This is a genomic window from Paenibacillus sp. EKM212P (assembly GCF_011066115.1).
Classification (GTDB): domain Bacteria; phylum Bacillota; class Bacilli; order Paenibacillales; family Paenibacillaceae; genus Paenibacillus; species Paenibacillus polymyxa_B.
In genome coordinates this window covers 651,594-663,668 of sequence record NZ_JAAMNR010000003.1, presented here as the reverse complement: position 1 = coordinate 663,668, position 12,075 = coordinate 651,594, and the positions used below count along the sequence as shown (strand labels likewise).

The 12,075-nt window shown below is 45.4% G+C and carries 16 protein-coding genes; 10 read left to right on the top strand and 6 right to left on the bottom strand.

Annotation, left to right across the window (positions count from 1 at the left end; all coding sequences use genetic code 11):
* Nucleotides 1–13: 13 nt before the first annotated feature.
* On the top strand, nt 14–778 hold the full coding sequence (yycI, locus tag G9G54_RS12235) for a two-component system regulatory protein YycI (protein WP_028540969.1): 765 nt from the start codon (nt 14–16) through the stop codon (nt 776–778).
* 6 nt (nt 779–784) lie between these two features.
* Nucleotides 785–1,591 carry an MBL fold metallo-hydrolase gene (locus G9G54_RS12230; RefSeq protein WP_023991120.1) on the top strand — a complete coding sequence of 269 codons (807 nt, stop codon included), beginning with the start codon at nt 785–787 and terminating at the stop codon, nt 1,589–1,591.
* Here G9G54_RS12230 and G9G54_RS12225 read toward each other — a convergent pair.
* Nucleotides 1,560–1,766: a hypothetical protein gene (locus G9G54_RS12225; RefSeq protein ID WP_025723164.1), complete on the bottom strand. Its 207-nt coding sequence runs from the start codon at nt 1,764–1,766 to the stop codon at nt 1,560–1,562. The two genes, G9G54_RS12230 and G9G54_RS12225, sit on opposite strands and share 32 nt — an antisense overlap.
* Nucleotides 1,767–2,269: 503 nt before the next feature.
* Between G9G54_RS12225 and G9G54_RS12220 the strand changes: the two genes are divergently transcribed.
* Entirely contained in the window at nt 2,270–3,505 is a 1,236-nt protein-coding gene (locus tag G9G54_RS12220) for a S1C family serine protease (protein WP_165178310.1), read from the top strand.
* 85 nt (nt 3,506–3,590) lie between these two features.
* Here the strand turns inward: G9G54_RS12220 and G9G54_RS12215 are convergent, their stop codons facing one another.
* Entirely contained in the window at nt 3,591–5,312 is a 1,722-nt protein-coding gene (locus G9G54_RS12215; protein ID WP_165178309.1) for a cellulase family glycosylhydrolase, read from the bottom strand.
* A 228-nt stretch (nt 5,313–5,540) separates the two neighbouring features.
* On the opposite strand from G9G54_RS12215, the gene G9G54_RS12210 reads away from it, so the two are divergent.
* The 4 genes from G9G54_RS12210 (at nt 5,541) to G9G54_RS12195 (ending at nt 8,153) form a co-directional block, all read left to right on the top strand.
* Nucleotides 5,541–6,305 carry a class I SAM-dependent methyltransferase gene (locus G9G54_RS12210; protein ID WP_165178308.1) on the top strand — a complete coding sequence of 255 codons (765 nt, stop codon included), beginning with the start codon at nt 5,541–5,543 and terminating at the stop codon, nt 6,303–6,305.
* A gap of 105 nt (nt 6,306–6,410) precedes the next feature.
* Nucleotides 6,411–6,578 carry a CxxH/CxxC protein gene (locus tag G9G54_RS12205; protein ID WP_007433184.1) on the top strand — a complete coding sequence of 56 codons (168 nt, stop codon included), beginning with the start codon at nt 6,411–6,413 and terminating at the stop codon, nt 6,576–6,578.
* Nucleotides 6,579–6,700: 122 nt separating this feature from the next.
* A complete protein-coding gene (locus G9G54_RS12200) occupies nt 6,701–7,636 on the top strand; it encodes an AraC family transcriptional regulator (RefSeq protein WP_165178307.1) in 936 nt (311 codons plus the stop codon).
* 28 nt (nt 7,637–7,664) lie between these two features.
* Entirely contained in the window at nt 7,665–8,153 is a 489-nt protein-coding gene (locus G9G54_RS12195; protein ID WP_165178306.1) for a DinB family protein, read from the top strand.
* A gap of 81 nt (nt 8,154–8,234) precedes the next feature.
* Here G9G54_RS12195 and G9G54_RS12190 read toward each other — a convergent pair whose 3' ends face one another.
* Together G9G54_RS12190 and G9G54_RS12185 are read right to left on the bottom strand one after the other, a co-directional pair.
* The gene (locus G9G54_RS12190) at nt 8,235–8,579 is read right to left on the bottom strand and encodes a helix-turn-helix domain-containing protein (protein ID WP_165178305.1); all 345 of its coding nucleotides are present in this window, start codon (nt 8,577–8,579) and stop codon (nt 8,235–8,237) included.
* Nucleotides 8,580–8,642: 63 nt separating this feature from the next.
* On the bottom strand, nt 8,643–8,987 hold the full coding sequence (locus G9G54_RS12185) for a helix-turn-helix domain-containing protein (RefSeq protein WP_165178304.1): 345 nt from the start codon (nt 8,985–8,987) through the stop codon (nt 8,643–8,645).
* Between the two features lie 165 nt (nt 8,988–9,152).
* On the opposite strand from G9G54_RS12185, the gene G9G54_RS12180 reads away from it, so the two are divergent.
* Both G9G54_RS12180 and rlmH read left to right on the top strand, forming a co-directional pair.
* Nucleotides 9,153–9,989, top strand: a complete 837-nt coding sequence (locus G9G54_RS12180; protein WP_165178303.1) for a DNA-binding protein — start codon at nt 9,153–9,155, stop codon at nt 9,987–9,989.
* Nucleotides 9,990–10,150: 161 nt separating this feature from the next.
* Nucleotides 10,151–10,630 (top strand): 23S rRNA (pseudouridine(1915)-N(3))-methyltransferase RlmH, encoded by a 480-nt coding sequence (gene rlmH, locus G9G54_RS12175; protein WP_013312768.1) that lies wholly within the window; start codon nt 10,151–10,153, stop codon nt 10,628–10,630.
* 177 nt (nt 10,631–10,807) lie between these two features.
* Here the strand turns inward: rlmH and G9G54_RS26225 are convergent, their stop codons facing one another.
* Together G9G54_RS26225 and G9G54_RS12165 are read right to left on the bottom strand one after the other, a co-directional pair.
* Nucleotides 10,808–10,942 carry a JAB domain-containing protein gene (locus G9G54_RS26225; RefSeq protein ID WP_413630612.1) on the bottom strand — a complete coding sequence of 45 codons (135 nt, stop codon included), beginning with the start codon at nt 10,940–10,942 and terminating at the stop codon, nt 10,808–10,810.
* 18 nt (nt 10,943–10,960) lie between these two features.
* Complete coding sequence (locus G9G54_RS12165; protein ID WP_165178301.1) at nt 10,961–11,164, bottom strand: hypothetical protein; 204 nt, start codon at nt 11,162–11,164, stop codon at nt 10,961–10,963.
* A gap of 438 nt (nt 11,165–11,602) precedes the next feature.
* On the opposite strand from G9G54_RS12165, the gene G9G54_RS12160 reads away from it, so the two are divergent.
* The gene (locus G9G54_RS12160) at nt 11,603–12,058 is read left to right on the top strand and encodes a BglII/BstYI family type II restriction endonuclease (RefSeq protein ID WP_165178300.1); all 456 of its coding nucleotides are present in this window, start codon (nt 11,603–11,605) and stop codon (nt 12,056–12,058) included.
* The last annotated feature ends 17 nt before the right edge of the window (nt 12,059–12,075 follow it).

Genomic DNA, 12,075 nt, shown 5'->3' with positions numbered 1-12,075 from the left:
AGGGGGAACGGGAATGGATTGGAGCCGCGCCAAGAACGTATTGATCTGTACATTTTTGCTGCTCAATGTGGTATTGGGTTACCAATTGTGGCATGATGCGCAGGAAACGGCAGGGCCGAATCTGGATTTTACTTCATTGGATGAAAATACGCAGCGTTTAATGGAAGAGAAAAGCATTCAGGTGTTGGCTCCGATTCCCGGGGATACCCCGCAACTGCCTAAACTTTCTTACACATATGTTCATAGTGGAGAAAAGGATGATCGTGTGCAGCTGGTGAAGCCGGTGGACAGCAAACTGGTATTCACCCATGACGCGCTAGTTGAGGCATTGGAGCCACAAATCAAGGATATCGATAACTTTCAGTACGATCCGCTGGATGTTCAGGAGGAGTTGGCATCCGGACAAGCAGATGCCTTTGTACTTCATCCGCTGGTTCAGGGCAAGTGGCCGCTATTTAATGTGAAGCTAGCTCTGTTTTATAGTAATCAGAAGATTACAGGGTATCGCAAAATTAAGGTCGATCTCCAGCCTTCGGATGAGGCAAAGAAAATGCTGCCTGCGTCCAAAGCACTGGCAAGGCTGATTGACGGTTATTTGCCGCGTGATACGATTGTGAAGGATATCCGGCTCGGTTATTACGGACAGACCTTTAACTCCGATAGCCAGGTGGCTGCGCCCGTGTGGCGGTTTATGCTGGACAACGGGAAAGGTGTGTATTATGTGCAGATGAACGGAGATGTCATTAGTCCAAAGACAGAACATACAGAAGGGTCTTGAACAGATATGGGGATTTCATTTACCGTGCTGTCGAGCGGTTCGACCGGCAACGCTACCGTTGTGCGGAACGAAGACACGACATTGCTCATCGACGCAGGTCTCAGCGCGAAGCGTATTGACGAATTGCTGAAAGAACGCGATCTGAGCGGAGAAGAGTTGGATGGTATTTTGGTCACGCATGAGCATTCTGATCATGTTAAAGGACTAGGCGCCATGGCGCGTAAATATAATTTACCTATATATGCTAACGAGAAGACATGGTTTGCCATCAGCAATGCTGTTGGGCAAATCGCAGACGATAACCGCAGAATATTGGAGACAGGCGCAACGCGGGAATTTGAGTCATTACGCGTGGAGTCTTTTGGCATATCCCATGATGCGGCTGAGCCTGTAGGGTATAGCTTTTATGATGGGGCAGAGAAACTCAGTGTAGCGACCGATCTCGGCTATGTCAGCGACAAAGTGAAACAGGCGATATCAGACGCGGATGTATTGGTGCTGGAGTCTAATCATGATGTGGAAATGCTGCGTATGGGTCGTTACCCGTGGAACATCAAGCGCCGTATTCTCAGTGATATCGGTCATTTATCCAATGAGATGGCGGGCGCGATTCTTAGCGAGCTGCTGACAGGCCGTACGAAGCGAACGTATTTGGCACATTTGAGCCGCGACCACAATATGATGGAACTTGCGAAGTTGACTGTACGTGGGGCGATGGAAGACCGCGGCTGTTTTTACAAGGACAGTGAATTTCGATTGTGCGATACGTACTATGATCGTCCTACACCTTGGGATAAGGTAAGTGAGCCATAAAGCTGTCCAGCTCGGCGGCTTTGCGTTCTACCTCTTCACGGGTCACTACGCCTTTGTCCACCAGTAGTTCAATCAATGTACTTAGCGCCAGTGTATTGCGGTAATGCTCGTCTTTCAAATCCGCAAGCTTGGCAGCCATGCGAACTTCATCCATAGCCGAACGATGTGAATTCATCATATATTCCTCCTGTAAAAATATTTTAGAAATGGCGTGCAATGAGCTTGGTTCTGCCTGTGGTTTTGCTGGGTGCTGTGATACAATAAAGCTAACAACGGAAAGCTTTCTGAAGGAAGGCTCTCATCGAAAGTATAGGCAGCTTTAAGCGGACGGGAACAGGCCAGAACGTCTCTATGAGACGATCATTTTGTAATAGAATAGAAGACTTGTTACTATTGTAGTCCATTGGTTTGGAAATCATTCCTCTTTTTTCCTCTATTCGGGGTCAGATTCGGCGTGTATGCTAATTTATGAGATTCGGTTGCTTAGGAAGGCATCATTTGTGGTGATTAATAAGTAGGCCGGAACGATTGGTTGCTGGATTCCGATGATAAGGGATATTCAATCCATTTGAGATGTTCAACGGAGCAGGTTCTCTGTAGCATAGGTTGGCGCAAGCCCGAATAGCCCTAATTTTTTAGTGAGTGTCGGTGCATGACAACGAAGGGGAGAGGATTAGCATGGGCTTGTTTGAGGACGATTTTTATTCAACAAAGGTATCCACACGTGCGGCTAAAAAAATGGCATTTAAGGCGCGCCGTGGAGGACGGGGACGTTGGCCACACAGGAAGCGTGGAGTAAGTCCGGTGCAAGCTGCTGTCATTAGCGGTGCAGTCAGTGCAGTGGTTGCTGTGCTGTTGTTCAGCTTTATTACAGGTCTGCCCTCCACTACAGCGGTAACCGGAGCCAGTCACTATCCCTTGCGGCAAGCAGCGGGTGATCCGTATGATCGGATTGTGCAGGCGGCAGCCAAGGTGCGCCCAGCCGTCGTCAGCATCGTGAATCTGAAAGAGGAAGATGGTAAAAGCACGGAACAATCCGCGCTTGGATCGGGTGTCATTTTCCGGGTGAGTTCGGGCAAAGCCTTCATTATGACGAATAATCATGTGATCGAAGGATCAGATGATCTGGATATTGTAACGGTAGACGGCGTCAGAAAAGAGGCAAAGCTGATCGGAAAGGATCGCATTAGTGATATCGCTGTACTCGCGGTGGACGATAAAGGCATTAGCACGGTAGCGGATATCGGCGATTCCAGCAAACTTCGTCTGGGTGAGACGGTCATTGCTATTGGCAACCCGCTCGGCTTGGGAGACACGCTTACCTCCGGTATTGTGAGCTATACGAATCGCATCATTCCGATTTCCATTAATCAGGATGGCGTATATGACTGGGAGCAACATGTCATCCAGACCGATGCGGCGATTAATGAGGGAAACAGTGGCGGCGCGCTGGTCGATCTGGACGGACGTGTGATTGGCATCAATACGATGAAAATCGCTGATACTGGTGTTGAGGGACTTGGCTTCGCCATTCCTGCCAATGAGGTAATGAAGACGGTGAATGAACTGGTTGAGGACGGCAAGATCACCCGCCCTTATCTGGGGGTATACACGGTGGACCTCAATAATGAATATGCACCGCTGGATGAAACTCAGCGCAAGGAGCTCAAGTTGCCGGACAGCGTGAAAAATGGGGCAGTCGTTCTGGAGGCCCATGGTCCTGCCAAGGAGGGTGGCTTGAAGCTGAACGATGTCATTACAGCGTTTGATAGCGAACCGATTAACTCTACGCTTGATTTGCGTCGCTACTTGTACGATAACAAGAAGATTGGCGATGAGCTGAAGGTTACTTTTTACCGGGCAGGCAAGGAAGAATCCGTGACATTAAAATTAACAGATAAGCCGGAAGGCTAAGGTAACTTATAGGCTTAACTATAAAAAGGCGTTCACCGGCTTAGTTCCGGGAACGCCTTTTTTCGATCTTCTGCTGCGCCTTAGATTAAGATGTCGTTCCCGTCACACGGGTTCCGCTCTTGGTGATTTTGTATGTCACCACATCGCCACTCCAAAAATGGAACTTCAGCGTGACGTCACCATCTTTTACACTATTAAAAAATTCAGGCAATAGCTTGATGCCATTGGCCTCATAGGCAGGGGAAAAGGTATTGCCAAATTCCTTATAAGGTGTCCAATCCTGTGGACCCGCATTGCCACCATTCGTATAAACGGCTTCCATCGTGGCAAGCTGGCTGCCGCGGAAGTCCGTTGGAATGGTAAAGGCTTGTGTAGTTCCTTCGATAGCACTTAGTTTTGGAGTATCATACACGACTACTTTGAAATTCCAGTCTGTCCCCTTGTTAAACTTAGCGGTAATGACGGCATTCTCCCCATATTTACTGGAAGTGGTCAGACTGGTGAGCAAGCTGGCTTTGAAGGTTAATGTGTCTCCGCTCAGCGTATAGTCGGTGCCCTGTTTTAGTTGCTTGCTGTTAGCACTGAGTGTGTTCAGCTGATTGCCGTTCAGGTTTAAGGTGACCTTGGTGTCCTGAGCAGAGGTGCCTTTCTTCAAGTGAATGAGGTCACGGTTTGCATTGGAGGAACGCCCTTTTAGGCTGGCTTTAATAACATTAAAGAGTTCGGGATCAGACCATTTGTACGTTGTGCGGTTAAAATGCTGGCCGTTATCCCAGAGTATGCCTGTTATTTTCTTCTCCTTCATGTAGTAGGTCAGGAACTCGAAAAATTTTAGCTTTTCGCCCTGTTCAATAACGCCTGTATGTTTATCGAAGCCGAGTAGACCGAATTCACCTACAATAACCGGAATACCTTTGGCTACAAAGGTGTTATAGACGTTATCAAAGGTTTGGATGATATCGTCTTTAGTATCTTTATCAAAAGTAGTATGGCCCGCAATATTTACACTGAAAGGCCAATAACCATAATAGTGGACGGTGGCAATCAGATTGGGATCGTTCAGCTTGGTTATCGTGTTGTACAGCTCGTTGATTTTGGCCTGAGCAGGTGCGGTGTCCAAGCCAGGCAGAACAAGGGGACGAGTGGCATTTTTACCGCCAGAGGCGCGGACAATTTTGTGAAAGGATACGTTCAGTTCTTGGAGCATCTGATTCATTTTCGCTTCATCCGTAGTCCCTCCTTCGGAGAAACGGGGTTCGTTAATACTTTCGAACATCAGCTTGTTAGGCTGGTCTTTAAAGCGCGGGGCAATTTGTGTCCATAATGCGTTATAGCGAGCCAGCACCTCATCATGTTTGGGCTCCATACTGCTTACCCACGTCCATGAATCATGATGGACATTGATCATGACGTACAGATTAGCATCCAGTGCCCAGCGAACAACCTCTTCCACACGGTTCATGTAGGCAGACTCAACGGTATAGTTTGGTGCTGCTCCAATGTGCTTATCCCAGGTGACCGGGATGCGTATGCTTTTGTACCCTTGGGCGGCAATTTGCTGGATCAACGCCTGGGTAATGCGCGGATTGCCCCAGGCTGTCTCATCCGCGCCGACAGCATCCAGAGAATTTCCTAAATTCCATCCAGGCTGCATGGCTTCTACATACGATTGCATGCTGCTCACAGCCGCAGCTTGTGGTGCTTGTCCGTCAGATTCGGCAGCAGCGGCAACGGATGCGAACGTAGATAACAACAGGGTAATGGCAAGCGTCAACGACAGCAATGAAACGGGTCTTCGTTTTAACATAACAGGCCCCTTTACAAAGTTATTTTTGAAAGCGCTTTCTAATAAAACACTACCACACTATTTGAATATGGAATACCTGTATAATTCATGTAAAAATCATGTGTTAATTAGATATTTTAATTTTGTAAGCGTTATTATTGAAAAAATACAGAAATGAGTGTAGAATCTATGGCCCTACGTGGATTGTAGTATCGGATTTGTAAATACAAAAGAAAGAAGGAGATGAATATGAATAAGTGGGACACGGAAGAGGCCATTCGACGCTGGGATATGCATGCAGAAAACTTTACGGCCAAGTACACGGAGGAAGGGGATCGATCTCGCGAAGTACTGCTGAATCCGGCATTGCAAGCCTGTATGGGACCCCTCGGGGGCAAAAAAGTGCTAGATGCCGGCTGTGGCGAAGGCTATCTAAGCCGTAAAATGGCCAGGGCGGGTGCGTTGGTAGAGGCTGTCGATTACTCGACAGAGATGCTGAGGCTAGCCAAAGAGCGAACTCCATCAGCGTTGGGAATTACATATCATCATGGCAATCTGGAAAAGCTGCAGATGTTCGGGGACCAGAGCTTTGATCTGATCGTGTCCAATATGGTCATACAGGACTTGGCTCATTATGAGCAGGCGATTGCCGAAATGCAGCGATTATTAGTTCCAGGGGGCCGCTTTATTTTTTCTATTCTGCATCCGTGCTTCCAGACGCCACAGAGTGGTTGGGTGAAGGATGAGACAGGGAAAAAACTGTATTGGAAAGTGGACCAATATTTCAACGAAGGCCCATTGGAGCAAGCGATCCCTTATGATCAGGAAGAAAAGTTTTTGTACTTTCACCGTACGCTGGGCAGCTATGTACAGACCATTATTGAGGCGGGTTTGCTGTTGGAAGGGATGATCGAACCCAAGCCTTCTGCCGAAATGTTGGAAAAATATCCCCATTTTCACGAGGACCTGAATGTCAGTAATTTTCTTATTTTTACAACCAGACGCCTGGGGTAAAAAGCAAGCCCTTTCCTTTCCCCGTCAAGTGTGGTAGAACAAAAGAAGGCGGTTTTGGCACAACTACAACAGGAAGAGCTTCAAACGGAAAGGGATGCAACTGGAATGTACGTGGTATGTAAAGAGCATGTGGAACTGGCAATTGATATGTTCGTCGATGAATACGAGGATGCACCGGATGTCGTCGATCTTAAGGAAACAAAATTTTCGGATTGGGACCCTCCAGTGAAGTGCAAGGAATGTGAGAACAAAGCAGAGTTTTTGGTCGTCTAAAAAACAAGCACGGGCGTTTCGGGCAGAAACGTCCTTTTTGTATACCAGAATTTTTGCGGAAATACCCCATACATAGACCTATATTTATTCCCACCACGTGCTGAGACAGGAGTGAACGATGGATGGACCCTTTGCTGCATTCACTATTTCGTCCGCTTCAAGTCAATGGAAGTGATCCCTCCACATATTATATCGAACAAAAGCCGTCTGCTGCGCTTAGAGCTTATATAGCTTGCTATTGGGAGTCTGGTCCGGCTAATAGGGTGGTAGAAGAGAATCTAGCAGCTTCGTGCGAAGACACTGCTTCGTTAAGCTTGCCGCATGAAGAAACCATGGAGCGGGTATTACCTGACGGCTGTACGGATATTCTATTTGAATACGACCCGGTGAGTAAGCGTCAGGAACTCTCGTACTGTGGGACATTTACGCAACCGTTTGTGTCTACCAGACAAGCAGGATCCGAGACACGCATTTTTGCGGTGCGATTTTTCCCCGGTGGGGCACATTATTTTCACGGGATGCCGACTCACTTGTTTACAGGTGGTAATTATCGCTTGGAAGATCTATGGCCCGAAAGCATCGCCGTCATAGGTGAGCGCATTATGGAAGCGCAGAATTTCAATGAACGGGTGCACATAATGGATGAGTATCTTAACCAGCTTCTGCTGCGCCGTAGGATAAGCGATTGTGACCTGATGAAAAACTTGCTGCATCGCATCTTTGTGAGCGGTGGGAGTGTGGGGGTTAAGGAGCTGGCGGAGCGTGAGGCAATCGGTGAAAGACAGCTTAACCGCAAGTTCGGACAATGGATCGGAATCAGCCCCAAAAAGTTCAGTGAAGTCGTCCGCTTCCAGAGTGTTCTGCATAGTATCCAAAGCGGCGGGGGTCTGGATTGGACGGAGCTAGCATTGAGGCACAGCTTTTTCGACCAGGCGCATTTAATCCGCGATTTCCGCAGGTTTTATGGAGATTCTCCGCTTACTGCGGCTAAGGATTTACGGAAGTTGTCCGATTTTTACAATACACGCCCAGAGGCTTCGGCTATACTCAAAATATGAATAAGAATGGCAAAGGAGAGATGTGAATATGAGTGGAACGCTGCAAGTTCGCGATCATCTGCTGAATGAGCTAGAGACCGGAGTACGAACGGGGGAAGCCTTGATCCGTAAAATACGTCCAGAGGATTGGAGCTTTCGCCCACAGGATAATTTCCGTTCGCTGCTGGAGTTAGTTCATCACTTTGTGCTTATTCCTGCTTCGGATCTTGCGATAATGCAGGAGAAGTCTGAGGGTGAAGTGGGAAGCATTGAAAACAGCCTGTCCGGGGTGGAAGATCCCGAGCGCTTGGCTGCCACTTTCAGGCAGAATTTTGAAGCTTATAAGGCTTATATTCTTTCGCTTAGCGAAGATGATTATCTGAATCGTTCGACAAAGGCCTTCTATATGGAGCACGGACATCTACAGGTTCAATGGCAGATTGAGACCGTGACCCATGTGTTCCATCATCGCTCGCAGATTTATAATTATCTGAAGCAACTGGGACATGAAGTGAGCTTTTTTATGTTGTACGCTTGAGTATTGTTATAGAAGGTTAGAAGGGCACCTGTGTGGTGCTCTTTTTTGGATTTATTCAAGACTTTTTTAGGGTGGAATGACTTAGTCGAACGCGCGTGAGACTTCTTTACTAACGCGTCTGAGGATGCTGATTTGTTCTTCATTCAATCTGCTGGTCAACGCAACAAACTCATCTATTGCCTCTTGCCGAATAGTTTCGTCTTCAGTCATATGTTCTTTGGAAAACATCAATTCACTGATAGACACGTTTAAGGCAGTTAACACTTTCTCCAAGGTATCAATCGAAATGTTTCTTTCGCCTCTTTCTAATGCACCAATATATCTATAGTCCAAGCTTGCGATGTCAGCCAGTTTTTGCTGTGTAGGTCCCTTTGCATTTCGAATAGCCCGGATTCTTGTACCCATTTGCTTGCGTAATTCTGTCATACTAACCACCTCATAACAAGCTTATGGAAGATGAAGTGTAAAAGTCAGGTAGAAAAGAATTATTCAATTCTTTTTTTGCTGTAACTCAACTAAAGCAACAATATTTTTTGTTATAGTAGTAAGAATTTCGAGCTCTGTTGTTTCTCTTGAATTTATGAGTAACATAAGTTCATTTATGATCTGTTTTCGATCCGTATTTTCATCGAATTGAAAAAGTTCAAAGGCTGGAACGTTTAATGCTAGAATTATTTTTTCCAACGTCTCCAATGAAATATTTCGATCTCCACGTTCTACTCCACCAATATAACTGTAATGAAGTCCTGCTGCTTCTGCCAGTTGTTCCTGTGTCCATCCTTTAGCTTTTCTTAGCTCCCGTATTCGGTTTCCGACACTTTCTGGTAAACTCATGTAATCACCTCCACTTAAGGTTAGAAGAGGAGAGAATATCGTTACAGACCATCTTATACAAAATAAACACATATAAAACTGTACTTTTAAGTACTATTTATATTGACCTCCTTTTTCACTTTCTATACAATTGGTTATGAATGGAAATATAAGGAGGGGCTACTCTTGAGAACTTCTATCCTGAAATCACTCAAACCGGACATCATTGTTGAAATGTTAGAGATGGCTGGGGCTTTTGAAAATTGGAAAAAGGTAATGGAGACGGCGGATATTTTGTACCAATGTGTACAGCGCATCTACGAAGAACGGCAGTATCATAAAGCAATGAAATTATCCATCCCGTATGTCAATTTAGAACGTCCATTGGTATATTATTTTGGATTCAGTCACCTGATGTGTGGAATGGCTCATCAGAATCAGGGTGCATATGAACAGGCAAGGGAGTGCATCTATAAGTATGCTGAGCTGGGGTGGATGGAGGATCTAAAGGAAGAAGATAATCAGGTTGTCGAGGAGTTCAGGTTTTTAGCCAAAACTAATTTATATGCAGTAGAAATTTTGTCTGGAAATATAGAGCTTGTCGAGGAATACGTAGCCTTTTTGCAGGATAATCTAGAGGAAATATTACCGGGGCTGAATACCGTATTACAGGCAGCGCTTATGTATCATTTGGATGTAGAGGATATTTTACATACGTTTGCAGAGCAGATTGATGAATTCGGGAGTTATGAAGACGCAGAGAACATATCTTACTATTATAGCTACTGCTATCACTTGGCTTTGTACTATCGGGAGTACGATAGATTACAGGATGCAGTGGGACTTACTTTGCAGGCGATGCAACTAGCCGATCAGTCGGGCAATGATGGCCAATTTAAGAAATGTACAGCATTGTTCGAATCATTGCGGGAGTCAGCGACAGCGGAACAAATCAGCGGATATCAGCAGATGCTAATGCAGTGTCTTGATGAACACGAAGCGGACAGGCAATTCATTGGATAATCCGCTATGACCTGAACAGGGAATAGGCTCGTAGTGGTGAGGAAATAGATAGGTAAGAGGCGCATCAGGTGCTAAAATAACTATGTTACAGGTATGTTTTTAATTTAGGGATCGTAAATGCGATTTTACGTTATCATTCGACATAGATAGGGGTATGGAATTTGTTTATTCAGCTTATAGGTGTTGGTAAGTTAAAAGAGAAGTATTTGGTCATGGGCATTCAGGAATACGCTAAACGGCTGGGCCCGTACATTAAGTTTCAAATGATCGAAGTAGCCGATGAAAAGGCTCCCGATACACTGAGCGAGGCGGAGGTTCGACAGGTCAAGGAGCGAGAGGGAGAGCGCATCCTTGCTCATGTGAAAAGCGAAGCACACGTCATTGTACTCGCCATCGACGGCAAACTGTGGAGCTCGGAAGAACTCGCAGAGGAATTGGACAAGCTCGGCACCTACGGCACAAGCCATGTTGTCTTCGTCATTGGCGGCAGTCACGGCCTTTCTGACGAAGTCCTCCGTCGCGCCCAGCAGAAGCTGAGCTTCGGAAGGATGACTTTGCCGCATCAGCTGATGCGATTGGTGCTGGTGGAACAGATTTATCGGGCGGTGAAGATTAATCGGGGGGAACCATATCACAAGTGATGGTAAGATAGAAAGGGAGGCCATCACCTCCCCCCAGCTTGCTTTTATTAAAATTGCGACGGTTACTCCATCCAAAAGTCGGGGAATTAAAGGATTCTAAGAAGTCATAATCAGGATATAACTTCGGCAGTAGGCTGAAGGCTCGCTCATGCAGAGACTCAATGGTGAAGTCAAAAATCAGATTAATCTTTGTATGAGGCTATTCTTTGTCGACAAAAATAGAACGACAAAATGTTCTTGCTGGAGATACCGCATCTCAGGCATCAACAGGTCAACTGCGGCCTGCGGATGATCTACGGAGTATACTGACAGGTCTGCTCAGTCTACGTGCTAACTGCAAGGTAGCGGTGATCGGCGGGCCTTCCCCTTGCCGATACCTTTGATGGACAACAGCTCAAACTCCGTGACGTTCATCAACTCCTGCACGGTGGGAAAGCGTTCAAAGATTTCATCGACAATATAGGAGCCGGGCTTCTCAGCGAGTGCATCTCCCAGCAATGATTTGATCTTATTCAGTTCGTTCGGATGGTTCATATCTGCTTCCTCCAGTAAACACAAAAAGAGAAGTCTGATTCGACTTCTCCCGTTGCGTGATAATATGTTGTTTTGTATGATAATGATTTTCTTGAGTCGCCTCATTTGCGGGCGGCTTCTTTTTCTATTTCTTCAATCTGCATCTGAATCAGGACAAACTCCACAAGAGCCTGAGCGTACCCCCTGCTACTTTTTCTTTAGGGACAGTGACAAGTGAGAGGATACTTAGAAGATAGTGAGAATATCTACTATTAAAATCATTGGCTATATAGACCATACATGGTGTGAATCAGTTTACAGCATTTGTATGATAAAGTACTATTGAACTATATGATTCTTATTGAGTGGTACTGATTATACTAAAAGAGTTATATTGAATAATACGTATGATAATATTCAGAAGATGGTTTTTAATATGGATTTCATGGAGGAATACTTATGAAGGTATACTGCTCATCTCAACATTATGGTGACCAAGCGATTTCATCTGAACTATCAAGTCCAATTATTGAAATGCTGACTAATCTTAGCTTTGAAGTGAAAAAAGGTACTGGAAAGAAGCTAAGAAAAATAATATCAGATGCATTGGTTGAACTTGGTTGGTCTGATAAAATTAGGGTCGATTCTGAAAATAATATTACGATTACCTCTATGAAAGGGAATATTGGACTTTGTCTACAGACAGGTAATGTAAGCCGATTTTATGCTGACATTTTAAAGTTACAATCCTTGTACATAAAAGATAAAGCAGACGCAGCGATATACATTATTCCTATGAAAATTGCTTCTAAAAAAATTGGTAGTAATCATGCATATTTTGAACGGCTAGTTGAAGAATTGAATTTATACAAACACATAATTACACTTCCGATGCTTGTCATTGGTTTAGAGTAGGGAGAGATAGGGATGGA

Excerpts from the sequence above, each read along its gene's own strand:
- G9G54_RS12215 (WP_165178309.1), bottom strand. The coding sequence starts at position 5,312 with ATGTTAAAACGAAGACCCGTTTCATTGCTGTCGTTGACGCTTGCCATT.
- G9G54_RS12200 (WP_165178307.1), top strand. The coding sequence starts at position 6,701 with ATGGACCCTTTGCTGCATTCACTATTTCGTCCGCTTCAAGTCAATGGA.
- G9G54_RS12230 (WP_023991120.1), top strand. The coding sequence starts at position 785 with ATGGGGATTTCATTTACCGTGCTGTCGAGCGGTTCGACCGGCAACGCT.
- G9G54_RS12190 (WP_165178305.1), bottom strand. The coding sequence starts at position 8,579 with ATGACAGAATTACGCAAGCAAATGGGTACAAGAATCCGGGCTATTCGA.
- G9G54_RS12185 (WP_165178304.1), bottom strand. The coding sequence starts at position 8,987 with ATGAGTTTACCAGAAAGTGTCGGAAACCGAATACGGGAGCTAAGAAAA.
- G9G54_RS12205 (WP_007433184.1), top strand. The coding sequence starts at position 6,411 with ATGTACGTGGTATGTAAAGAGCATGTGGAACTGGCAATTGATATGTTC.
- G9G54_RS12210 (WP_165178308.1), top strand. The coding sequence starts at position 5,541 with ATGAATAAGTGGGACACGGAAGAGGCCATTCGACGCTGGGATATGCAT.
- G9G54_RS12160 (WP_165178300.1), top strand. The coding sequence starts at position 11,603 with ATGAAGGTATACTGCTCATCTCAACATTATGGTGACCAAGCGATTTCA.
- G9G54_RS12195 (WP_165178306.1), top strand. The coding sequence starts at position 7,665 with ATGAGTGGAACGCTGCAAGTTCGCGATCATCTGCTGAATGAGCTAGAG.
- G9G54_RS12225 (WP_025723164.1), bottom strand. The coding sequence starts at position 1,766 with ATGAATTCACATCGTTCGGCTATGGATGAAGTTCGCATGGCTGCCAAG.
- G9G54_RS12165 (WP_165178301.1), bottom strand. The coding sequence starts at position 11,164 with ATGAACCATCCGAACGAACTGAATAAGATCAAATCATTGCTGGGAGAT.
- G9G54_RS12220 (WP_165178310.1), top strand. The coding sequence starts at position 2,270 with ATGGGCTTGTTTGAGGACGATTTTTATTCAACAAAGGTATCCACACGT.
- yycI (WP_028540969.1), top strand. The coding sequence starts at position 14 with ATGGATTGGAGCCGCGCCAAGAACGTATTGATCTGTACATTTTTGCTG.